This is a genomic window from Bradyrhizobium sp. 2S1 (genome assembly GCF_011516625.5).
In the GTDB taxonomy this organism is placed as follows: Bacteria; Pseudomonadota; Alphaproteobacteria; order Rhizobiales; family Xanthobacteraceae; genus Bradyrhizobium; species Bradyrhizobium septentrionale.
The window spans coordinates 2,040,045-2,062,034 of record NZ_CP147717.1 but is presented as its reverse complement, the minus strand read 5'-3'; the positions used below and the strand labels follow the sequence as shown (position 1 = coordinate 2,062,034).

23 protein-coding genes and 1 other RNA gene are annotated in these 21,990 nt (G+C 64.5%); 10 read left to right on the top strand and 14 right to left on the bottom strand.

Annotated features, from left to right (window positions below; genetic code table 11):
- Positions 1–75: 75 nt before the first annotated feature.
- The 3 genes from HAP54_RS09860 to HAP54_RS09850 all read right to left on the bottom strand — a co-directional run bounded on the left by HAP54_RS09860 (position 76) and on the right by HAP54_RS09850 (position 2,580).
- Positions 76–1,023 (bottom strand): sugar kinase, encoded by a 948-nt coding sequence (locus tag HAP54_RS09860; protein ID WP_166299638.1) that lies wholly within the window; start codon positions 1,021–1,023, stop codon positions 76–78.
- A 180-nt stretch (positions 1,024–1,203) separates the two neighbouring features.
- On the bottom strand, positions 1,204–2,154 hold the full coding sequence (gene nudC / locus HAP54_RS09855) for an NAD(+) diphosphatase (protein WP_166299637.1): 951 nt from the start codon (positions 2,152–2,154) through the stop codon (positions 1,204–1,206).
- Between the two features lie 6 nt (positions 2,155–2,160).
- Positions 2,161–2,580, bottom strand: a complete 420-nt coding sequence (locus HAP54_RS09850) for an HIT domain-containing protein (RefSeq protein ID WP_166299635.1) — start codon at positions 2,578–2,580, stop codon at positions 2,161–2,163.
- Between the two features lie 97 nt (positions 2,581–2,677).
- Here HAP54_RS09850 and ffs point away from each other — a divergent pair.
- The 5 genes from ffs to HAP54_RS09825 all read left to right on the top strand — a co-directional run bounded on the left by ffs (position 2,678) and on the right by HAP54_RS09825 (position 6,255).
- Positions 2,678–2,774, top strand: an RNA gene (ffs, locus tag HAP54_RS09845) — signal recognition particle sRNA small type.
- Positions 2,775–2,887: 113 nt separating this feature from the next.
- On the top strand, positions 2,888–4,729 hold the full coding sequence (locus HAP54_RS09840) for a DNA polymerase III subunit gamma/tau (RefSeq protein ID WP_175619398.1): 1,842 nt from the start codon (positions 2,888–2,890) through the stop codon (positions 4,727–4,729).
- Between the two features lie 21 nt (positions 4,730–4,750).
- The gene (locus HAP54_RS09835; RefSeq protein ID WP_166299634.1) at positions 4,751–5,071 is read left to right on the top strand and encodes a YbaB/EbfC family nucleoid-associated protein; all 321 of its coding nucleotides are present in this window, start codon (positions 4,751–4,753) and stop codon (positions 5,069–5,071) included.
- Positions 5,072–5,677 carry a recombination mediator RecR gene (recR, locus tag HAP54_RS09830; RefSeq protein WP_028335942.1) on the top strand — a complete coding sequence of 202 codons (606 nt, stop codon included), beginning with the start codon at positions 5,072–5,074 and terminating at the stop codon, positions 5,675–5,677.
- Positions 5,678–5,823: 146 nt separating this feature from the next.
- Positions 5,824–6,255 carry a hypothetical protein gene (locus HAP54_RS09825; RefSeq protein WP_166299632.1) on the top strand — a complete coding sequence of 144 codons (432 nt, stop codon included), beginning with the start codon at positions 5,824–5,826 and terminating at the stop codon, positions 6,253–6,255.
- Between the two features lie 196 nt (positions 6,256–6,451).
- Here HAP54_RS09825 and HAP54_RS09820 read toward each other — a convergent pair whose 3' ends face one another.
- The 3 genes from HAP54_RS09820 to HAP54_RS09810 form a co-directional block, all read right to left on the bottom strand.
- Positions 6,452–7,825: an AmpG family muropeptide MFS transporter gene (locus HAP54_RS09820; protein WP_166299631.1), complete on the bottom strand. Its 1,374-nt coding sequence runs from the start codon at positions 7,823–7,825 to the stop codon at positions 6,452–6,454.
- 78 nt (positions 7,826–7,903) lie between these two features.
- Positions 7,904–8,209, bottom strand: a complete 306-nt coding sequence (locus tag HAP54_RS09815; protein ID WP_166299629.1) for a GIY-YIG nuclease family protein — start codon at positions 8,207–8,209, stop codon at positions 7,904–7,906.
- Between the two features lie 94 nt (positions 8,210–8,303).
- Positions 8,304–9,512, bottom strand: coding sequence for a DNA recombination protein RmuC (locus HAP54_RS09810; protein WP_166299628.1), 1,209 nt, complete (start codon positions 9,510–9,512; stop codon positions 8,304–8,306).
- A gap of 170 nt (positions 9,513–9,682) precedes the next feature.
- On the opposite strand from HAP54_RS09810, the gene def reads away from it, so the two are divergent.
- The 5 genes from def to HAP54_RS09785 all read left to right on the top strand — a co-directional run bounded on the left by def (position 9,683) and on the right by HAP54_RS09785 (position 14,716).
- Complete coding sequence (gene def / locus HAP54_RS09805; protein ID WP_166299626.1) at positions 9,683–10,210, top strand: peptide deformylase; 528 nt, start codon at positions 9,683–9,685, stop codon at positions 10,208–10,210.
- Between the two features lie 156 nt (positions 10,211–10,366).
- On the top strand, positions 10,367–11,302 hold the full coding sequence (fmt, locus tag HAP54_RS09800; protein WP_166299625.1) for a methionyl-tRNA formyltransferase: 936 nt from the start codon (positions 10,367–10,369) through the stop codon (positions 11,300–11,302).
- The gene (gene truA / locus HAP54_RS09795) at positions 11,302–12,039 is read left to right on the top strand and encodes a tRNA pseudouridine(38-40) synthase TruA (RefSeq protein WP_166299623.1); all 738 of its coding nucleotides are present in this window, start codon (positions 11,302–11,304) and stop codon (positions 12,037–12,039) included. Before fmt ends, truA begins: the two co-directional genes overlap by 1 nt.
- Positions 12,040–12,218: 179 nt before the next feature.
- Complete coding sequence (locus HAP54_RS09790; RefSeq protein WP_166294455.1) at positions 12,219–13,553, top strand: IS1182 family transposase; 1,335 nt, start codon at positions 12,219–12,221, stop codon at positions 13,551–13,553.
- Between the two features lie 98 nt (positions 13,554–13,651).
- A complete protein-coding gene (locus HAP54_RS09785; RefSeq protein ID WP_166204319.1) occupies positions 13,652–14,716 on the top strand; it encodes an IS630 family transposase in 1,065 nt (354 codons plus the stop codon).
- A 77-nt stretch (positions 14,717–14,793) separates the two neighbouring features.
- On the opposite strand, the gene dapE is transcribed toward HAP54_RS09785, so the two are convergent.
- The 8 genes from dapE to yihA all read right to left on the bottom strand — a co-directional run bounded on the left by dapE (position 14,794) and on the right by yihA (position 21,910).
- Positions 14,794–15,960, bottom strand: a complete 1,167-nt coding sequence (gene dapE, locus HAP54_RS09780) for a succinyl-diaminopimelate desuccinylase (RefSeq protein WP_166299621.1) — start codon at positions 15,958–15,960, stop codon at positions 14,794–14,796.
- 17 nt (positions 15,961–15,977) lie between these two features.
- On the bottom strand, positions 15,978–16,595 hold the full coding sequence (locus tag HAP54_RS09775; protein WP_166299620.1) for a DUF805 domain-containing protein: 618 nt from the start codon (positions 16,593–16,595) through the stop codon (positions 15,978–15,980).
- A 210-nt stretch (positions 16,596–16,805) separates the two neighbouring features.
- Positions 16,806–17,651: a 2,3,4,5-tetrahydropyridine-2,6-dicarboxylate N-succinyltransferase gene (dapD, locus tag HAP54_RS09770; protein ID WP_166299618.1), complete on the bottom strand. Its 846-nt coding sequence runs from the start codon at positions 17,649–17,651 to the stop codon at positions 16,806–16,808.
- Between the two features lie 222 nt (positions 17,652–17,873).
- On the bottom strand, positions 17,874–18,569 hold the full coding sequence (locus tag HAP54_RS09765) for a pyrimidine 5'-nucleotidase (RefSeq protein WP_166299616.1): 696 nt from the start codon (positions 18,567–18,569) through the stop codon (positions 17,874–17,876).
- 27 nt (positions 18,570–18,596) lie between these two features.
- Positions 18,597–19,583, bottom strand: a complete 987-nt coding sequence (locus HAP54_RS09760; RefSeq protein WP_166307631.1) for a DUF1036 domain-containing protein — start codon at positions 19,581–19,583, stop codon at positions 18,597–18,599.
- Between the two features lie 188 nt (positions 19,584–19,771).
- The gene (gene argB / locus HAP54_RS09755) at positions 19,772–20,665 is read right to left on the bottom strand and encodes an acetylglutamate kinase (protein ID WP_029083632.1); all 894 of its coding nucleotides are present in this window, start codon (positions 20,663–20,665) and stop codon (positions 19,772–19,774) included.
- A gap of 226 nt (positions 20,666–20,891) precedes the next feature.
- Positions 20,892–21,260 (bottom strand): DUF423 domain-containing protein, encoded by a 369-nt coding sequence (locus HAP54_RS09750; RefSeq protein ID WP_166299614.1) that lies wholly within the window; start codon positions 21,258–21,260, stop codon positions 20,892–20,894.
- A complete protein-coding gene (yihA, locus tag HAP54_RS09745) occupies positions 21,257–21,910 on the bottom strand; it encodes a ribosome biogenesis GTP-binding protein YihA/YsxC (RefSeq protein ID WP_166299612.1) in 654 nt (217 codons plus the stop codon). The genes HAP54_RS09750 and yihA overlap by 4 nt, the downstream gene beginning before the upstream one ends.
- Positions 21,911–21,990 lie beyond the last annotated feature (80 nt).

Genomic DNA, 21,990 nt, shown 5'->3' with positions numbered 1-21,990 from the left:
GAAGAAAGTTCCACATGAAGGTTCAATCTCCCTCATATAGAGAAAAATCTTCCAAATCAAGCGGGTCGTGGCCGGTCAGGCCGGTCGGACCTCGGCGTGTTCGCCCAAAAACGCTTCAACTTCAGCACGTTGCGGTGCGGCATAAGCACCCCCGAAGCGGGTGCATTTCAGCGCTGCGGCGGCTGAGGCGAAGCGAAGCGCCTGCCGTAGCTCCTGCTGTTCGGTGATGGCCAGCGCAAACGCCCCGTGGAAGACGTCGCCGGCCCCGAGCGTGTCGACGGTGTGGACCGGGAAGGCCGGGGTTTCCTCCAGCTCGCCCTGCTCGTTGAGCCAGATCGTCCCCATCGGCCCGCGGGTGCCGGCCAGGAAGGAGGGGGTGAGCTTGGCGAGCTTCTGCAGCGCTTGGCCGTCGTCGGTGACGTCGGCGGTCTCCTGCAGCGGCTCGCTGGAAAACACCAGATGGGAGGAGGCGGTGAGCAGCCCTTCCCGCATCGACATCGCGCGGTCGACGTCGACAACCACGGGAATGCCGCGCCTGACGGCCTCGGCGCACAGCTCGGTGCAGAACGGCGCGCAGCGGCTCTCGGTCAGGATCGCCGCGCAATCTTCCAGCAACAGCTCGGTCGGCGGCAGCTTGACCTTCCAGAGCTCGGGATCGCGGAAGGTGACGATGGTGCGCTCGCCGGTGTCGTCGATCATGATCGCCGAGATCGGGGTCACCAGGTTCGGCATGTGGATGAGATGGTTGGTCTCGATGCCCTCCTCGCCGAGCTTGTCGAAGATGTAGCGGCTCGAGGTCTCCCGCGAATCGCCCATCGGTCCGCAGATCGAGGCGCGGCCGCCCAGCCGGACGATGCCGATCGCGGCGTTCAGCGCATTGCCCCCGCAGATCTCGTCGAAATGCGTCGCGTTCTCCTTGGAGCCGCGCGCCGGGACATTGACGCGGAAGGTCAGGTCGCGCACCGGCAGGCCGATGCAGAGGATGCGGGGCGGGACTTTCGAGGCGCCGTTCGGAAAATTCATGCAGGGGTCCGTCGCAATGGTTCCGCTAAAGCGCGATGCGATCAGGTTGAATCGTCACCGCGCTTTAGCCCGTTATTTGAGCATGATCTTTTCGGAAAACCGCTTCGCACTTTTCCGGATCATGCTCCAACTGCCACAACCTGTGTCCGGACTAATCGGCAGAACGATGTCCGGTTCCCGCTACTGGTCCAACGGGTTTCGGTGATGCACCCAGCGGCCGAGCAAATGATGGGCAATCGCGAACGGATGCGGACCGGCAAGGCCGTCGGGGTGCTGGCGCTTGAGCATCAGCGTCGCCTCGGCGCGGTCGAACCAGCGCGCATCCTCCAGCTCGGTGCGGTCGACCACGATGTCCTCGTTGGTCGCGCGCGCTGTGCAGCCGATCATCAGCGACGACGGATAGGGCCAAGGCTGCGTCATGTAGTAATTGACGTCGGTGCAGCGGATGCCGGCCTCCTCGAAAATCTCGCGCCGGACCGCGTCCTCGATGGTCTCGGCCGCCTCGACGAAGCCGGCGAGGCAGGAATACATGCCGGGCATGAACTGCTTCTGCCGTCCCAGCAGCACCTTGTCGCCTGACGTGACCAGCATGATCACGACCGGATCGGTGCGCGGAAAGTGCTCGGCCTTGCAGCTCGGGCATTCGCGCTTCCAGCCGCCGTCCTTCATCGCCGTGCGGGTGCCGCAGTTCGCGCAGAAGCCGTGGCGCTGATGCCAGGTCACCATCGATTTCGCCATCGCGATCGCCGAGAGCTGCTCGGGCGGCACCACGCCCTGCATCGCCATGCCGCGCAATTCGGTGATCGCGACGTCGGGACGTCCGACCAGCTTTTCCGCGGCCTGTGGTGCGATCCCCATGCCGAAGATCGGCGCGGCATCGCGCAAGCCCAGGAAGATCGTGCCGGGATTGGCGCCAAAGCCGCGGGCCTCCTCCAGCGAGAGCAGCGCGCGGGCGCCGCCATCCTCCTGCTTCACCACCAGCGAGTCGCGATAGATCACATAGGCGCGGGCCTCACGATGGCCTTCGAGCGCGAACAGTTTTTCGTCATTGCTGCGCAGATGGGCGGCGCGGTCCAGCACATGGGTGACGAAGGCCGGCTGGCCGAGCGGAAAGGAATCGGATGCGGACATTGAAGTTCAACCCAACCAGATGTTGCGGCGAAGCGCGCTGATGAAATTCTGCACTTCCTCGGCGTCATGCGCCAGCGGCGGCATCACGCCCCAAACGGGACGCGGCCATGCAGCGTCGCTGGTACGGCGCGCGATGACATGGACGTGAAGCTGCGGGACGAGGTTGCCGAGCGCGGCGACATTCAGCTTGTCGCACTTGGTGACCTCTTTCAGGGCCCGCGAGACGCGGGTGATCTCCGTCATCAGCTGCGCCTGCTCGACCTCGCCGAGGTCGATGATCTCGACCGCGCCGTCGCGCCGCGGCACCAGCAGCAGCCAGGGATAATGCGCATCCTTGATGACGAGCACCTTGCACAGCGGCAGGTCGCCGATGTCGATGGTGTCTTTTTTGAGCTGCGAATGCAGCGACCAATTGGAGGCGGACATGAGGGGCAAATAATGCCTTTCCGTGTTTCCACACAAGTCCCACAAAGCACGGTCAGCCCGCTTGCTTTCCGGCGGTTTTGGCCCCAAATAGGGACCGGGAGATTGGCGGTGGACGAGCCACTCGCCAACCGGGTCAGGTCCGGAAGGAAGCAGCCCTAACGAGGTCCGGATCGGGTCGCTCGTCAGTCTCCTACCTGTTTTTCCGAGCGAATCGTGCTGGAATGGCGGTCTCCGCGCCCGGCGCTCGATTTCGGCTCCTATCCGCACGCCGGCTGCAAGAGACAATTCCCAAGTTGCGGATCGATGCATGAATGACGCTGGCGACCCCTCCCAACCGTCCGACGGCGCAAGCCAGAGCGGCTTTGATTTGGGTGGCGCGCCGGATACGGCCAAGCCGTACCGCGTTCTCGCCCGCAAATACCGCCCCTCCAGCTTCGAGGATCTGATCGGCCAGGAGGCCATGGTCCGCACCGTCTCGAACGCGTTCGAGACCGGGCGGATTCCGCAGGCCTGGATCCTCACCGGCGTCCGCGGGGTCGGCAAGACCACCACCGCGCGCATCCTCGCCCGTGCCTTGAATTACGCGAAGCCGGACGGCTCGGTGAAGGGGCCGACCATCCATATGCCCGACCTCGGCGTGCACTGCCAGGCGATCATGGAAAGCCGGCACATGGACGTGCTGGAGATGGACGCCGCCTCCCACACCGGCGTCGACGACGTTCGCCAGATCAATGACAGCGTGCGCTATGCGCCGGCGAGCGCGCGCTACAAGGTCTACATCATCGACGAAGTCCACATGCTGTCGACGGCGGCCTTCAACGCCTTCCTGAAGACGCTGGAGGAGCCGCCGGAGCACGCCAAGTTCGTGTTCGCCACCACCGAAATCCGTAAAGTGCCGATCACGGTGCTGTCGCGCTGCCAGCGTTTCGATCTGCGCCGCGTCGAGGCCGACGTGCTGATGAAGCATCTCGGCAATATTGCCGCGAAGGAGGGCGTCGAGGTCGAACCGGAGGCGCTTGGCATCATCGCGCGCGCGGCCGAAGGCTCAGTGCGCGACTCGCTGTCGCTGTTCGACCAGGCGATCGCGCATGCCGCGGGCATTGTGAAGGCCGACGCGGTCAGGCAGATGCTCGGCCTCGCCGATCGCACCCGCGTCATCGATCTCTTTGATTCGCTGGCGCGCGGCGATCTCGCCTCAGCCTTCGCCGAATTCCGCGCGCAGTATGACGTCGGCGCCGATCCGGTGGTGGTGCTGTCCGACCTTGCCGAGTTCGTCAATTTCGTCACCCGCGTGAAGGCCGTGCCGGCGACCGCCGACAACGTCGCGTTCGGCGAGACCGAGCGGGTGCGCGCGCGCGAATTCGCCGCAAAGCTGTCGTTTCGCGTGCTGTCGCGGATGTGGCAGATGCTGTTCAAGGGCATCACCGAGGTGCAGACCGCGACGCGTCCGGCAGCTGCCGCCGAGATGGTGCTGGTGCGGATCGCCTATGTCGCCGATCTGCCGACGCCGGATGAAGCGATCCGGATGATCGAGCAGAACGGCGGTGGCTCAGCGCCCGCGACCTCAGGCTCGGCCGCGTCGCAGCCGTCGCGCGGCGCGCCGTCCTCGGCGATGTCTGCGATGTCGTCGGCGCCGGTGCGTGCCCCGCAGGGGGCGCCACGCGCCGATTTCGCCGCGCGTCCGCAGATGGCGGCGCCGGCCGCCGATGCCGCGCCGGCGCTGCGGATATCAAGCTTCCCGCAGCTGATCGCGCTCGCCGGCGAGAAGCGCGATATCATGACCAAAAGTGCGCTGGAGGCCGATGTGCGGCTGGTGCGCATCGAGGATGGCCAGCTCGAGATTGCACTCGAGCCGAAGGCGCAGCGCGCGCTCGTCACCGATCTGTCGCGCAAGCTCGAACTGTGGACCGGGCGGCGCTGGACCGTGATCATCTCCAACGAGGCCGGCCAGCCCACCGTACGCTCGCAGAACGAACTCGCGCGCAGCGAGCATCAGCGCGCTGCGGAAGCCGATCCGCGCGTGCAGGAGGTGCTGGCCCGCTTCCCCGGCACGAAGGTGGTCGAGGTCCGCCGCTTGGCCGCCGAGGTTCCGGTCGCGGATGCGACCGGCGAGGATCCGATTGAAACTTCCGACAGCGACGACGATTGATCAGATTATAGGAACGCACGCATGGCTGATTTTCTCGGCATGATGAAGCAGGCAGCGCAGCTGCAATCCAAGATGCAGGCGATGCAGGACGAGCTCGGCAATGTCGAGGTCGAGGGCATTTCCGGCGGCGGCCTGGTCGCGGTGCGCATGACCGCCAAGATGGACGTGAAGGGCATCAAGATCGATCCGTCGCTGATGAAGCCGGAGGAACGCGAGGTGCTCGAGGATTTGCTGGTCACCGCGCTCGGCGACGCCCGCCGCAAGGCGGAGACCGCGATGCAGGAGAAGATGATGGCTATCACCGGCGGGCTCGGCCTGCCGCCGGGATTTGGTCCGACCTAAATGGCTGCAAGCGTTGCCGGCCCCGAGATTGAACGCCTGATCCAGCTGCTGGCGCGGCTGCCCGGGCTGGGCCCGCGCTCGGCGCGGCGCGCGGCGCTGCACCTGATCAAGAAGCGCGAGGCTCTGATGACGCCGCTGACCGCGGCGTTGCAGGTCGCCATCGACAAGATCCAGGTCTGCAAGACCTGCGGAAACATCGATACACAAAATCCCTGCACGGTCTGCACCGATCCGCGCCGCGATCCCTCGATCATCGTCGTGGTCGCCGATGTCGCCGATCTCTGGGCGCTGGAACGCGCCAATGCGACCAATGGCCGCTATCACGTGCTGGGCGCAACGCTGTCGCCGCTCGACGGCGTCGGCCCGCAGGATCTCACCATCGATCAGCTGGTGGCGCGGGCGCATGCGCCTGAGGTCAGCGAGATCATTCTCGCGCTGAATGCGACCGTCGACGGCCAGACCACCGCGCATTACATCACCGACCTGCTGTCGGAGGCCAATGTGCGGGTGACGCGGCTGGCGCATGGCGTGCCGGTCGGCGGAGAGCTTGATTACCTCGATGAAGGTACGCTATCCGCAGCCATGCGGCAGCGGACGCTGTTCTAGCGCGCGATCGAGAGCCGGACGCGGCGACGTTCGCCAGGCGATCGGCGACAGCCGAAAAGATCGCGCTGAAACAAAATGATAGGGTGGATGGCGATTCGGGGACGGTCATTCACGCTCTGACGAATCTAGATACGGAACTCCTGAAAATGACGACACACCGATTCGGCGTACGCTTGGGCTTTGCGTTTCTGGCAGCCACCTTCGCCGCGGCGCCTTGCGCCATTGCGCAGCAGAGCGACGCGCCGCAGAAGCCCGGCAAGATGATCCGGGCCGGCGACGTGCTGTCGGGAGAACTCAGCGCGCTGAAGGTGCGCGATGCCAAGAACCGTGGCAAGCGCGTCGCGACCTACCAGATCACCAGCGAGCCGCGTCGTCTGCCGCCGCCGAACGGTCTCTGCAACCTCGAGACCGGGCCGGAAACCTTCCAGCTCATTCCGACCAACGATGCCCAGGCCGCGCAGCTGAAGAGTCTTACCGGCAAGGAAATCTCGGTGAAGGTCGACGAGGTCGCCTGCGCCCAGGACGCCGGCCAGATGAGCGAAGCCATCGTCACCAAGTGGAGCGTGGTGGCGAAGTAGGGCCGTGCCTCAATTACGATGTCATCGCCCGGCTCGCCGCCTCCGCTAAAGCTTCGGCGCGCCTGAACCGCAAGCCTCGTCGAAGCCTTGGCGTAGACGGGACCGGGCGATCCAGTACGCCGCGGCCTCTCGATTCAAGCACAACTGTCTCTGGAATACTGGATCACCCGCCTTCGCGGGTGATGACAGTGGAGCGTCAAATCCTCACCGGCCCCAGCTCATCAAAATGCCCGCGGCGCTGCAGCCAGGCGAGCAGGATCAGGCTCGGGATCGCGACCAGCACGCAGATCGCGAAGAACACCGGCCAGCCGACGGCCTTGGCCACATAGCCCGCGCCCGACGACAGATAGGTGCGGCCGACCGCCGCCAGCGCCGTGAGCAGCGCATACTGGGTCGCGGTGTGCAGCGGATTGCGGCACAGCGCCGAGAGATAGGCGACGAAGATCACGGTGCCGATCGCACTGGTGAAATTCTCCGCCGTGATCGCAAGCGCCAGCGCCCATTGATCGACGCCGACATGCGCGAGCCATGAGAACGAGAGGTTGGCGATCGCCTGCAGCACGCCGCCGATCCAGAGGCTGGTGGCGAGCGAATAGCGCCGCGCCACGAAGCCGCCGGCAAAGCCGCCGATCAAGGTTGCGGCAAGCCCGACGCCTTTCACGATCGCCGCGTAATCGACCTTGGAAAAGCCGATGTCGATCACGAACGGCGCGGTCATGGTGCCCGAGAATGCGTCGGTGAACTTGAACAGCACCACAAAGGCGAGCGCCGCGAATGCATCCTTGCGGCTGAGGAACTCGGAGAACGCGCCGAGCGCCGCGTGCCATACGCGTTCGGCTGCGGTCTGCGCATGCGTGGCCGCCTCCGCGCCTTTCGATTGGGCCGGCTCGGTCGCAGCCAGCGCCGTGATGATGCCGATCACGACCAGCGCGGCCATCACCACATAGCCCCACATCCAGGCCGACGGGCGCGCCACTCCGGCGGACTCGAAACCGCTGACGATGAACAGCGCGCCGGCGGTCGAGACCAGCATGCCGATGCGGTAGGCCGCGACATAGGACGCCATGCCGGCGGCCTGCTCGCTTTCCGGCAGGCTTTCGACGCGGAAGGCATCGACCACGATGTCCTGCGTCGATGAGGCGGCTGCGACCAGCAGCGCGGCAAAGGCCGCGAACCATGGCGATCGCGCCGGATCGGCCATCGCCAGCACCAGGATCGTCGCGATCAGCAACAGCTGCGAGAACAGCAGCCAGCCGCGACGGCGACCGAACATTTGCGTGAACAGCGGCACATGCAGTGCGTCGACCAGCGGCGCCCAGAGGAATTTCAGCGTGTAGGGGGTGCCGATCAGCGCGAGCAGCCCGATGGTGCCGAGATCGACCCCGGCCTCCTTCATCCACACCTGCAGCGTCGAGCCCGACAGCGCCAGCGGCAGGCCTGAGGAGAAGCCGAGCAGCAGCACGATCAGCACCCGCGGCTGCAGATAGACCGCGAAGCTGTCGCGCCAGGAGGTGGCGGCAAGTTCCTGCGGCTTCGCGGACGCGTCTGACGTAGCTTCAGGTGCTGTCATAAAACCGGTGTTACCAGATTCGGCCCCAAAAAGACTGTCATCGCCCGGCTTGACCGGGCGATCCAGTATCCCAGAGGCCTATCCGCCGCCTGCGGCAATTTCCTGATAGAGGTCGTTCCAGTCCGGATTATCCTTCTCAATCAGCGAAATCTTCCACGCGCGCGGCCATTTCTTTAGCCGCTTCTCGCGCTTGATCGCGTTCTCAGGATCATCGAATTGCTCGAAATAAACGAGCTTCACCACATCATATTTCTCAGTGAAACTCTCGATGAGTTTCAGTCTGTGCTCGCCGACGCGACGAATGAGGTCATTTGTCACACCGATGTAGAGCGTGCCGCCGACGTGGCTGGCGAGGATGTAGACGTAGGAGCTACGTGCTCCCAACTGCCGCCTCTGGGATACTGGATCGCCCGGTCGAGCCGGGCGATGACACCGATTGAGTGGCGCGAGCGCGCCAAACAACTTCTAAAAACAACGCCTACTCCCCCGCCTGCAGCTTGCGCGGGGCGGGGAACAGGTCGGGGGCGGCGGGTTTGACGAAGCGGGGGACCTCGATCGGGGTCTCGGACTTGCTGAAGTCGAGTTCCTCGATGCGGCCGGCGCGCTTCTCGATCTTGTCGGCGGAGATCAGGATCTGCCTGACGTCCTCGTTCACCTGGCCGAAATGGTTTTGCAGCTTGAGCACGCGCTCGCGCAGACGGCCGAGGTCGTCGCCGAGATGCATCACCTCGTTGCGGATCTGGTCGGCGGCGTCGCGGATGCGGGCGTCCTTCAGGATCTGCTGCATCACCTGGATCGCCAGCATCAGCAGCGAGGGCGATACCAGCACGACGCGGGCGCGATAGGCCTTCTGGATCACGTCGTCGAAGCCGTCATGGATTTCGGCATAGACCGATTCCGACGGCACGAACATCAGCGCGGTGTCCTGGGTCTCGCCGGGGATCAGGTACTTCTCCGCGATGTCGCTGACATGCTTCAGCACGTCGGCGCGCAGCCGCTGGCTGGCGAATTTGCGCTCCTCGTCGCTGCGCGCATCGTGCAGCGCGGTCATGGCCTCCAGCGGGAATTTCGCGTCGATGCAGAGCGGGCGCTGGTCGGGCAGGAACACCACGCAGTCCGGCCGCTTGCCCGTGGTCAGCGTGTGCTGGAACTCGAACGAGCCCTTCGGCATGCCGTCCTGGACGATGGCCTCCATCCGCGCCTGGCCGAACGCGCCGCGGGATTGCTTGTTGGCAAGCACGTCGCGCAGCGTCGTGACCTGGGTGGTGAGCTCGTTGAGCTTCTTGTGGGCGTGGTCGATGATGCCGAGCCGTTCGTGCAGCACGCGCAGCGAATCCATCGTGTTGCGCGTGGTCTGTTCCATCGACTGGCCGACCCGGTGGGTCACCGTGTCAAGCCGCTCGTTGACGGCACGGGCCATCTCGGCTTGGCGGCCGGCCAGCGCCTGCCCCATCGCATCGACCCGTCCTGAGGCCTCGCTCTGGGCCCGCAGCATGTCGGCGAGCCGCTCCTCCAGCTCGTCGGCCCGAATGGCCTGGGCCATCGCCAGTTCCGCGCTGCGCCGGCTGGCGCGCGCGATCACCACCGCGATGGCCAGCAGCAGCAGCAGCACCAGCGCGCCAAGCCCGATCAACGCGTCGGAGACGCGGACCGGGAGGTCGCCAAGCGTGAGGAGAATCTCGTTCATGCCAGCCGTTGTAGCCGATTCGGCGTCGTCGCCGAACGAAAAGGGAACATTTATGGTAAACGGTCCCTTAATTTTCCTGGTTAACGCTGTGTAAAGAAACGTGGTTAAGGCCGCCTTAAGGGGTTCCTGAACGCATTGACCGCATCATGCCCGCAGCTTAAATCGCGGCCATGGCTATCAGAGAAATCATCATTCTGCCGGACAAGCAGTTGCGGCTGGTGTCGAAGGCGATCGAGAAGGTGACGCCGGAGATCCGCAAGCTCGCCGACGACATGCTCGAGACCATGTATGACGCGCCCGGCATCGGGCTCGCGGCAATCCAGGTCGCGCAGCCGCTGCGGCTGATCACCATGGACCTCGCCAAGCGCGACGAGAACGGCGAGACCACGCCGCAGCCGCGGGTGTTCATCAATCCGGAGATCATTTCGCATTCGGAAGAGCTGTCGGTCTACGAAGAGGGCTGCCTGTCGATCCCCGAATATTACGAGGAGGTCGAGCGTTCGGCGCGGGTGCGCCTGCGCTTCACCGACCTCGACGGCAAGGTGCATGAAGAGGATGCCGAGGGGCTCTACGCCACCTGCATCCAGCACGAGATCGACCACCTCAACGGCGTGCTGTTCGTGGACTATCTGTCGAAGCTGAAGCGCGACCGCGTCTTCAAGAAATTCGAGAAGGCCGCCAAGCGCGCGGCGGAGTGAGTGTAGCGTGAACAGCGTTTCCGCTTGTGCGATGCGCCCTCTCCCCCCTTGTGGGGGAGAGCCGGAGAGGGGGGTAGCCGCAAGCACCGCCGTTGCGGCTACCCCCCTCCCTAACCCTCCCCCACAAGGGGGGAGGGAACGCAGCGAGTGCTGTTGATGCCGCTCCGCCTGATCTTCATGGGCACGCCCGATTTCGCGGTGCCGACGCTGCTGGAACTCGTGGCCCATGGCCATGAGGTCACCGCCGTCTACACCCGTGCGCCGAAGCCGGGCGGACGACGCGGCCTGCAGTTGCAGCCGACGCCGGTCGAGCAAGAAGCGCGCCGCCTCGGCATTCCCGTGCTGACGCCGAAAACGCTGAAGACGCCGGAGGCGCTCGAGGAATTCCGCGCGCATGACGCGGATGCCGCCGTCGTCGTCGCCTATGGCATGATCCTGCCGCAGGCGATTCTCGATGCGCCGAAGCTCGGCTGTTTCAACCTGCACGCCTCGCTGCTGCCGCGCTGGCGCGGCGCCGCGCCGATCAACCGCGCCATCATGGCAGGCGACGCCGAGAGCGGCGTGATGGTGATGAAGATGGATGTCGGTCTCGACACCGGCGATGTCGCGATGGCCGAGCGGCTGCCGATCTCGGACAGCATGACGGCATCTGATCTGCACGACGCGCTGGCGCCGCTCGGTGCCGATCTGATGGTGCGCGCAATGGGCGCGCTGCAGCGTGGCGGCTTGCAGCTTACGAAGCAGAGCGAGGACGGCGTCACCTACGCCGCCAAGATCGAGAAGGCCGAGGCGCGGATCGACTGGGCGCAGCCGGCGCACGCGGTGCTGCGGCACATTCACGGGCTCTCGCCATTCCCCGGTGCCTGGTGCGAGCTATCAGGCGAAGGCGAGCCGGTGCGGCTGAAAATCCTGCGTTGCGAATTCGCCAAGGGCTCGGGCGAGCCGGGCGATGTGCTCGACGACAAATTTGCGATCGCCTGTGGCGACGGCGCGATCCGGATTCTCGAACTGCAACGCGCCGGCAAGGCGCCTATGAAGGCGGCAGATTTTCTGCGCGGCACGCCGCTGAAGCCGCCTGCGCGGCTCGCCTGATGCCCCGCTACAAGCTCACCATCGAATATGACGGCACGCCGTTCTCCGGCTGGCAGATCCAGGACACCGCGCCGACCGTGCAGGGTGCGCTGGAGACGGCGGTGAAAGCGATCTGCGGCGAGGACGTGCGCGTCCATGGCGCCGGCCGTACCGACGCCGGCGTGCACGCGCGCGGCCAGGTCGCGCATTGCGACATCGCCAAGCATTTTCCGCCCGGCCGTTTTCGCGACGGGCTGAACGCGCATCTGCGGCCCAATCCGATCGGCGTGTTGGCGGCGGATATCGTATCAGACGATTTCGAGGCGCGCTTCTCCGCGACCAGGCGGCACTACCTCTATCGTATCACCAACACGCGTGCGAACCTCGCGCTCGACATCAGCCGCGTCTGGCGCGTGCCGCGCGCGCTCGATGCGGCAGCGATGCACGAGGCTGCGCAGCGACTGCTCGGCAAGCACGATTTCACCACCTTCCGCGACACCGAGTGCCAGGCCAAGTCGCCGGAGAAGACACTCGATCAACTCGACGTGGTCAGGGAAGGCGACGCGGTTTCGATCCTCACGTCGGCGCGCTCGTTCCTGCACAGCCAGGTGCGCTCGATGGTGGGCTCGCTGGTCTGGGTCGGCGAGGGCCGCTGGAGCGCGGACGATCTCTTTGCCGCGCTCGCCGCCCGCGACCGCGCCGCCTGCGGCCCGGTCGCGCCACCGGACGGGCTCTATCTGATGCGGGTGGATTATTAGGCGGTAGCCAATGATCTCGTAGGATGGGTGGAGCGAAGCGATACCCATCATCTCGCCACGAATGCGATGGGTATCGCTGCGCTCCACCCATCCTACGGCTGTGAGCGTAGCCGAAATACTAGGAGCTTGTCTGGATAGTCGCTGTTCAAATCTGGTCGGGTCTGATTCAACATTGGGCGATGAGCAAGTATTTTCGGCCTTGGAACATCGATCAGACGCTGCTTCTGCCGCCGAATGTGCAGGACTTCGTGCCGAAAGGCCATGTCTCGCGGTTTATGGTTGATCTGGTGCGGGAGAGCCTCGATCTCAGGGAGATCATGGGCAGCTATGTGAGCGGGCTTGGGCAGCCGCCGTTTGATCCGCGGATGATGGTGGCGCTGCTGCTGCATAGCTATGCGAGTGGGCTGTATTCGTCGCGTCGGATTGCCAAGGCCTGCCGGGAGCGGAACGATTTTGTGATGATCGTGGCGCTGGATGCGCCGGATTTTCGGACGATCAGCGACTTTCGCAAGCGACATTTGAAGGCGCTCGGCGCGCTATTCGTGCAGGTTCTGAAGTTGTGCGAGACGGCCGGGCTGGTCAAGCTCGGTCATGTCGCGCTGGATGGTACGAAGATCAAGGCGAACGCGTCGAAACACAAGGCGATGAGTTATGAGCGCATGAAGAAGCGCGAGGCGGAATTGAAGGCCGAGGTCGCTCGCATGCTGGCGGCCGCCGAGGCGGCGGATGCCTCGGAGGATAAGACTTTCGGCAACAGCGACGAACTGCCGGACTGGACCGTCGACAAGCAGAAACGGCTGGCGAAGATCCAGCAAGCGATGGCGGCGCTGGAAGCGGACGCCAAACTGGCGGCGGAGGAAGAGCGCCGCATCGAGGCCGAAAAGGAACAGCAGCGCCAGGCCGAAGGCCGCAAGAAGCCGGGCAAACCGGCGGCGCTGCCATCGGAGGAACCCAATCCCAAGGCGCAACGCAACTTCACCGATCCGGAAAGCCGCATCATGAAGTCGAAGGATGGCTTCGTTCAGGCCTATAATGCCCAGGCGGCCGTCGATGCACATGCCCAGATCATTGTCGCGCAAGAACTGACCCAGCACGGCAGCGATCAGGGCCAGTTGGTGCCCCTGATCGAGGCCATCGAGAGCAATCTTGGCCGCAAGCCGCGGCAGGCCTCAGCGGATTCCGGCTACTGCAGCGAAGCCAATCTCGAAGCGCTCGACACACGCAGCATCGATGGCTATGTCGCGCCCGGTCGCGCCAAGCACCCGACAGTAGCGAACGGAAAAGTCGGCGGCCCGCTGACACAGGCCATGCGAAAGAAGATCGACGATGGCGGCTTCGAAACACCCTACCGATTGCGAAAGCAAGTGGTGGAGCCGGTGTTCGGGCAGATCAAACAGGCAAGAGGCTTCCGCCAGTTCCTGTTGCGGGGCATCGAGAAAGTGCGCGCCGAGTGGACAATGATCTGCACCGTCCATAACCTCCTCAAGCTGTTCAACCTCGCAAACGCAGCCTGAGCCTGCTACTCTACAACAAATGCCCGTCACGAAAACATATCTGGACGGGCTCCTAGTACCTACTGTTCTTAAAGCGTGAGTCGTGATTCAAGGTCGGGATGATACCCGAAGCAAGAGAAGTCCACCTTTCGAGGAAAGATCGCAAGGTGCTTGAGGCGTGTTGCCGCTCCCCGGTGACGTTGCAGCGCGATTTGAAGCGGGCGCGGATAGTTCTGTTGGCGGCGGATGGACGCAGCACTCGGTCGATCGCCAAGGAAGTTGGGGTCCAGCCGCGGATTGTCAGCCTTTGGCGGCATCGCTATGCCGACCAAGGCCTTGAAGGGCTGCAAGACAAGCCGCGACCGGGCAAGCAGCCAATCTATACGAAGGCCACCGACAAGCGGATTCTGAAGCTGCTGGACAAGCCGCCGCCGGACGGGTTCGCACGCTGGACCGGGCCCCTGCTGGCCGGGGCGCTGGGCGATGTTGACGTCCAATATGTCTGGCGGTTCCTGCGCAGCCACAAGATTGACCTCGCGGCTCGTAAGTCCTGGTGTGAGAGCAACGACCCGAACTTTACGGCCAAAGCCGCCGATGTTGTCGGCCTCTATGTCGCCCCGCCCGCGAAGGCCATTGTGCTGTGCGTGGACGAGAAGCCCTCGATCCAGGCTTTGGAGCGAGCGCAGGGTTATCTGAAGTTGCCCAATGGCCGCGCCTTGACCGGCCAGAGCCACGATTACAAGCGGCATGGCACCACAACATTGTTTGCGGCGCTCGAAGTCGCCACCGGAAAGATCATCGCGGCGCATTCAAAACGCCGACGCCGCGTCGAGTTTCTCGACTTCATGAACAGCGTCACCGCGGCTTTTCCGAACCGGAAGCTTCACGTCATCCTCGACAACCTCAACACCCACAAGAAGAACGAGCATTGGCTCAAGGCCCACCCCAACGTGCAATTTCATTTCACGCCGACAAGTGCGTCTTGGCTCAATCAGGTCGAGGTATGGTTTTCGATCTTGCAGGGGCAGTCGCTCAGCGGCACCTCCTTCACAAGCCTCACGCAGCTTCAGGAGCACATCGATGCCTACGTCAACGCATACAACGACAGAGCCGAGCCCTTCGTCTGGACCAAGAAAAAGGTCCGTCAACGCCGTTTCAAAGGCCGCCGTATCACTCAGCTCTGATTCTGGGTACTAGTGGCCCCAATCCCTACTGTGCATGGGGTTGTTTTCGATGTTTTTTGTCCAGCCGAGCGGCCGGATCACGCAAAATACCTGTCCAACACGCCCCGATATATCCGCGTCAGCTTCTCCAGATCGGCCACCGGCGTGCGCTCGTCGATCTGATGCATGGTCTGGCCGACCAGGCCGAATTCGATCACCGGGCAATAGCTGGAGATGAAGCGTGCATCCGAGGTCCCACCCGAGGTGGAGAGCTCCGGCTTGCGGCCGGTGACCTCCTCGATCGCAGCGACGGCGAGGTCGGTGAACGGCCCCGGCTTGGTGAGGAACACGTTCGAGTTCGACGGCATCCAGTCGATGTGGGCGCGGATGCGATTGCCGCAGGCTTTTGCCAGCCGTTCATCGACCAGCTGCCGCAGGCTCTCCTGGGTGTGGTTGTCATTAAAGCGGATGTTGAATTTCGCCCGTGCCTGGCCGGGGATCACATTGCCGGCGGTGTTGCCGACATCGACCGTGGTGAATTCGAGGTTGCTGGCCTGGAATTGCGCGCTGCCGTGATCGAGCGGCTCGTCGCTCAGCGCCACGATCAGCCGCGAGATATCCGGCACCGGATTCGAGGCGCGGTGCGGATAGGCGACGTGGCCCTGCACGCCATCGACCACCAGCGTGCCTGACTGTGAGCCGCGCCGGCCGATCTTGATCATGTCGCCGAGCACCTCGACATTGGAGGGTTCGCCGAGCACGCAATGATCGAATTTTTCGCCGCGCTCGGCACACCACTTCAACAGCTTGACGGTGCCGTTGATCGAGACGTCTTCCTCGTCGCCGGTGATCAGGAAGGAGATCGAGCCGTTGCCGTTGTCTTGTGGCTTGCCGCCATGGTCCTGCAGATATTGCAGCACCGCGGCGACGCTGCAGGCGATGCCGCCCTTCATGTCGACGGCGCCGCGGCCGTAGAGATAGCCGTCCTTCACCTCGCCGGAGAATGCGCCGATCGTCCATGCCGCTTCATCGCCGGGCGGCACCACGTCGGTGTGCCCGGCAAAAGTGATATGCGGCGCCGAGCTGCCGATGCGGGCGTAGAGATTGTCGACATCGGCGGTGCCGGGCTCGGAGAACGTCACGCGATGGACGTCGAAGCCTGCCGCCTTCAGCAGGCTTTCGAGAACGCCGAGCGCGCCGGCGTCGGCCGGGGTGACGGAGGGGCAGCGAACGAGATCGCGGGTGATCGAGACGGCATCATTCATGCGTCTCGCTTAACACGTCACACCGCGGGTGGACCAGCTTTGTGAGGCACGATATCGAGCTCGCTCTGCTGATCCCAGCCCCGCCCGGAGCGCGCCCCACTGCCGCGGTCGCCTCCTCGCCTCTCATGGGTTTTTCCCAGCGGATTGGGACCGTATCGATTTGGGTATGACGTGCCCCGCAGGAAGGCGAGCTCGATGAAGCCCCAGATATAGAGCACGAAGACGATCAGGCCCGCGGCCATCATCAAATAAGACTCGCCGGGAAGCCGGCCCGAGAATTGACTCATGAGACCGGGGATCGCAAAGAACGGAATCATCCACCAGCCGCTCTTGTCGCGGTCGTGCAGGCGCTTGATCGAGACCGCGATATAGACCCAGACGAACAGCGCCGTGCCGCTGGCCTTGACCAGCAGCGCCGGCAATCCGGCAGAGGTCAGCGACTTGTAGCTGTCCGGGTCGAACGCCCGGAAGATGTCGTCGACATTGAAGCCAAACCCATCCTTGCCGCCAAGGCCGGCCGAGACCACCAGCAGGGCGAAGAACATCATCCAGCAGACGATGATCAGCCCCGCGAGCCAGAATTTGGCCCGGTTGACGCGGCCCTTGAAGCCGAACAGGTAATTGGCCCAGTCCATGAAAAAACTCCGGGCGGCGGCAATTTATCGCGGCCCGGAGTTTTGTCGACGTCGGATGGAAATTGGTTCGATCCTCCGTTGGACCCGTCATCCTGAGGTGCGAGCGGAGCGAGCCTCGAAGGGTGAACGGCCGAGAGCCGGGCCGTCGCCCTTCGAGACGCGCTTCGCGCTCCTCAGGGTGACGGGATGAGGAATTTAGCGCAGCGCTTCTCAGTCCCGCAGCAGCTCGTTGATGCTGGTCTTGGCGCGGGTGCGCTCGTCGACGCGCTTGACGATCACGGCGCAGGCGACCGCGGGGCCGGGCTGGCCGTTCTTCAGCGGCTTGGCCGGCATGGTGCCGGGCACCACGACGGCATATTCCGGGACCTCGCCGACGAAGATCTCGCCGGTCTCGCGGTCGACGATCTTGGTGGAGGCGCCCAGGAACACGCCCATCGCGAGCACCGCGCCCTTGCGCACGATCACGCCCTCGGCGACCTCGCTGCGCGCGCCGATGAAGCAGTCGTCCTCGACGATCACGGGCTCGGCCTGCAGCGGCTCGAGCACGCCGCCGATGCCGACGCCGCCGGAGATGTGCACGCGCTTGCCGATCTGGGCGCAGGAGCCGACCGTCGACCAGGTGTCGATCATGGTGGCTTCATCGACATAGGCGCCGAGATTGACGAAGGAGGGCATCAGCACGACGTTGCGGGCGATGAAGGCCGAGCGGCGCACGATCGCACCCGGCACGGCGCGGAAGCCGGCGTCGCGGAAGCGGTTCTCGCCCCAGCCCTCGAACTTCGAGGGCACCTTGTCCCACCACGAGGCCTTGCCCGGGCCGCCCGCGATCTGGCCCATGTCGTTGAGGCGGAACGAGAGCAGCACCGCCTTCTTCAGCCACTGATTGACCTTCCACTTGCCGCCGGCCTCGCGCTCGGCAACGCGAGTCTCGCCCTTGTCGAGCAGTTCCAGCGCGTGATCGACGGCCTCGCGGACCTCGCCCTTGGTCGAGGTCGAAATGCCTTCGCGGGCGTCGAACGCGGCGTTGACGGTGGTTTCGAGGGCGGCCAGCGACATCGGGACAATCCTTGGGCGTATCGGGGATCATGACGGGAGTTTTGCAGGGCTTTTTCGGAATTTGGGGCAGGAGAGTCAAGGCAAACTCAACGTCGTCCCGGCGCAAGCCGGGACCCATTACCACGAATGCCAGCGGTGCAGCACGATGGGGCCACAGCGCGTAGCCATACAGAGACTGATGGTAATGGGTCCCGGCCTTCGCCGGGACGACGTGTGGAGAGATCAGGGCTTTCCGTTCAGCCGCTGCAAGAACCCGGTCAAATCATCCGTGACATGGTCGACATGCGCGGCGTCGCGGCCTTCGAGCTCCCAGGTCTCGCGCACCACCTCCTGGCTGCCGTCGGGCACCACCAACACGGTGGTCATGCCGAGCTCATGCGGCACCACCAAATTGCGCGCGAGGTCCTCGAACATCGCAGCTTTTACTGGATCGACGTCGTGTAGCCTGAGGAACTTCTGATAGGTCTGCGGCGCCGGTTTCGGCTCGAGATCGGCGGCGATGATGTCGAACACACCGTCGAAATGGTTGGTGATGCCGAGCCGGTCCAGCACCGCATCGACATGGTCGACCGAGCCGTTGGTCAGGATCAGCTTGCGCCCGGGCAGTTTGGCGATCGCAGCCCCCATCGCCGGATTGGGCTGCAGCGGGGAATGATCGATCTTGTGCACATAGGCGAGGTAGTCGTCGGCCTGCACGCCGTGCTCGGTCATCATGCCGCGCATCGTGGTGCCGTAGCGCAGATAATAGTCCTTCTGGATCCGCCGCGCGTCCTCTGGCGTCACCTTCAGCCAGTTGCTGACGAATTCGCCGATCCGCGCATCGACCTGCTGCCACAGATTGACGTGATGCGGGTACAGCGTGTTGTCGAGGTCGAACACCCAGGTCTCGACATGGCCGAAGCTGCGGGGAGTTTTCATGGTTTGCTCAATCTCTCGTCCCGCGCATCACGGCATCGCAAAGCGCAGCGTCTTGCCGCCGCTGGTCATGTCGACGGTGGTGAAGACAAGCGCGGCGAGGCCGCGGGTGGTGCAGTCGCCCTGCTCGTTGATCTCGAATTTGCTCTCGCGGGTGCAGAGCTGCACCGCGCCGCCCCAGTTCAGCGGCTTGTCCTTGATGCGGATGGCGCGGTTGTCGCTGTCGACCGCTTCGGCGAACGAGTAGATCTGCTTCGGCATGCCCGTGACGTCGGGATGCAGGCACTTGCCGGGGTCGATCCGATACCAGCCGCGGCTGGTCACCACCTTGCCGTCATCGGTCGCAACTGCGGCCATCACCTTGTACTGGGTGTCGTTGCACCAGGTCAGCCCCGACGCCGACGGCTTCTGCACGGCATCGATCATGGTGGCGAAGAAGTTCGGCGACTGCACGATGTCGCTGGCGAGCCCGCGACTCCTCAGGAACGCCGACAGCGCGCTCTGGGTCTTCGGCCCGTCGACGCCATCGATCGGCGCCGCGTCGTAGCCCGCGATCACCAGCAGGCGCTGGATGCCGGCGAGCCGCGCCTGCTCGTCGTCATATTCGCTGTCCTCGGCGAGATAGGCGACGAGATTGCCGTCATCGGTCTGCGTCGGCGTGATCTGGGTAAATTGCGCCGGCGTCTGGCCGGAGCGGCATTGGCGTGCGGCGGCGATCACGAAATTGTCCTGCGCGACGCAGAGCGTGTCGGTGCCGTTCTGCGGGATCGGCGAGGCGCCGTAGACGCCGAGCGCGCGCGCATTGAGCAGCACGCGGTCGGCGGTCAGCGTGCCCTGCACCACCACCCGGCAGGTGGCGGGATCGATGCGGAACCAGCCGCGTGTCGCTGTCGCCGCCTTGTCGTCGATGCCGATCGCGGCCTCGATCACATAGCTCATGCGGTTGCAGAGCTTGAGGTCGGCATGCGCCGGCGCCGCCGAGAACAGGATTGATACCAGCGCGGCCGGCAGCGACATCGCGAGCCGCGTCGCCGGCGACCGGCGAGGCATCCTCGCCACAAGTCCCGCGATGACGGCCTTCAGAGCCTTTTCCGTTCCGATGGAATCGGAGCGGGGCTCTGGATCTTTGCCTTGACGCGTTTTCTTGACGCGAACCGGTATCCACTTCGCTCGAAAACGCTCTGGTCGCGCTGCCGCGTCTGCCATTACTTATGGATCAGCGTGCCGGTGCCCTGGTTGGTGAAGAGCTCGAGCAGCACCGCGTGCTGCGTCTTGCCGTCGATGATCACGACGCCCTGCACGCCCTGTTCGAGCGCATAGATGCAGGTCTCGACCTTCGGGATCATGCCGCCGGAGATCGTGCCGTCGGCGATCAGCTTGCGGGCTTCCTTGATCGAGAGGTCCGGGATCAGTTTCTTGGACTTGTCGAGCACGCCGGGCACGTCGGTCAGCAGCAGCAGGCGCTTGGCCTTCAGCGCGCCCGCGATCGCGCCGGCAAAGGTGTCGGCGTTGATGTTCAGCGTCTGACCGTCCTGCGAGGTCGCCAGCGGCGCCAGCACCGGGATCAGCTCATAGCCGATCAGCTGATTGAGCAGCGTGAGGTCGACCTTTTCGGGGTCGCCGACGAAGCCGAGATCGACCGCCTTCTCGATGTTGGAATCCGGATCGACCATGGTGCGCGTCGTCTTCGACGCCTTCACCATGTTGCCGTCCTTGCCGGAGAGGCCCACGGCCTTGCCGCCGGCCTCATTGATGTAACCGACGATCTGCTTGTTGACCGAGCCAGCCAGCACCATCTCGACGATCTCGATGGTCGCGGCGTCGGTGATGCGCAGGCCGGCGGCGAATTCCGACTGGATGCCGAGGCGCTTCAGCATGGTCGCGATCTGCGGCCCACCGCCATGCACGACCACCGGATTGATCGCGGTCTGCTCCAGCAGCACGATGTCGCGCGCGAACGCCTTGGCGGTGTCCTCGGCGCCCATGGCATGGCCGCCATACTTGATGACGATGGTTTCCTCGTCATATTCCTGCATGTGCGGCAGCGCCTCGGACAGGATGCGGGCCTGATCGAGCGGGCTGATGTGCTGGTCGGTCATGGGACTGGTCTCGTCGTCAGCGGAGGGGCGCGCAGGGTTCTATCTGATTGGCGGGCGGGGCGCAAAGTGGTCTTCAAACCCTCTCCCCCTGTGCGAGAGGGTGGATCAATCGCGCAACGCGCGATTGAGACGGGTGAGGGGTCTGTCTCCGCGGATAGAGACCCCTCATCCGGCGCGGATTGCATCCGCGCCACCTTCTCCCACAAGGGGAGAAGGAAGGCAGTGATCAACGCTTCGGCCACATCGCAGCGACCGCCAGCGCCAGCCAGCTCAGGATCAGCAGCGTTCCGCCTGTCGGGGCAGCCATTGGAAACAATCCATGGCCGGCATATTGGCGCAGCACGAGGTCGCCGGCGAACAACGACGCCGCGATGACGAAACCGGCCGCTGCCGCAATTCCGAACTTCGCATGGATGACCGCGCGGTCCGCAACGGCAATGGTCGCGATGGCGGCGGGTGCATGGAATAGCAGCATCGAGGACGCCGCCGCCAGCCGCGTAGCATCAGGCAAATGGGCTGCGCCCGCCGCCAGCATCACGCCGCAGGCGCCCATGACGGCGGCAACGCAGATCAGAAGGCGGGATAGGCCGTTCATCGCCGCCGTTCCTCGATCAGGCGCACCATCGCGGCGCGTAACTCCGGCATGCCGTCGCCGGTCCGCGACGAGGTCACCAGCAGTTCGGGGAACGCGGCGGGATGCTTTGCCAGCGTCGCTGACGTGTCGGCGATCACGGTCTTCAGTTCGCCTGCCTTGACCTGGTCGGCCTTGGTCAGCACGACCTGATAGCTGACCGCGGACTTATCCAGCGTCTTCAGCACGTCGAGATCGACGAACTTGATGCCGTGGCGCGCGTCGATCAGCACATAGACCCGCGCCAGCGTCGCGCGCCCGAGCAGGAACTTGTGAATCAGCGCCGTCCATGACGCCACCTTGGTCTTCGGCGCCGAGGCGTAGCCGTAACCGGGCATGTCGACGAGACGAAAGTCCGCGTTTTCCGGGCCCTCGAAGAAGATCAGTTCCTGGGTGCGGCCCGGCGTGTGCGAGGTGCGAGCTAGCGCATTGCGGCCGGTCAGCGCGTTGATCAGGCTCGATTTGCCGACATTGGAGCGGCCGGCAAAGGCGACCTCGAGGCCGGCCATCGGCGGCAGCGTCTCGATCGAGGGTGAGGCCCAGATGAATCGCCAGTCGCCGGCGAACAGCTTTCGTCCCTGCTCGATCAGCTCCGCATCGGGTTCGGTGCTCATGCGAAGGATCCCATCTCGTGGTGGCCAGGCAAAGGCCCAAGGCGTGTCTTTGGCGTAAGACGACCCGGCCATCCAGGTCA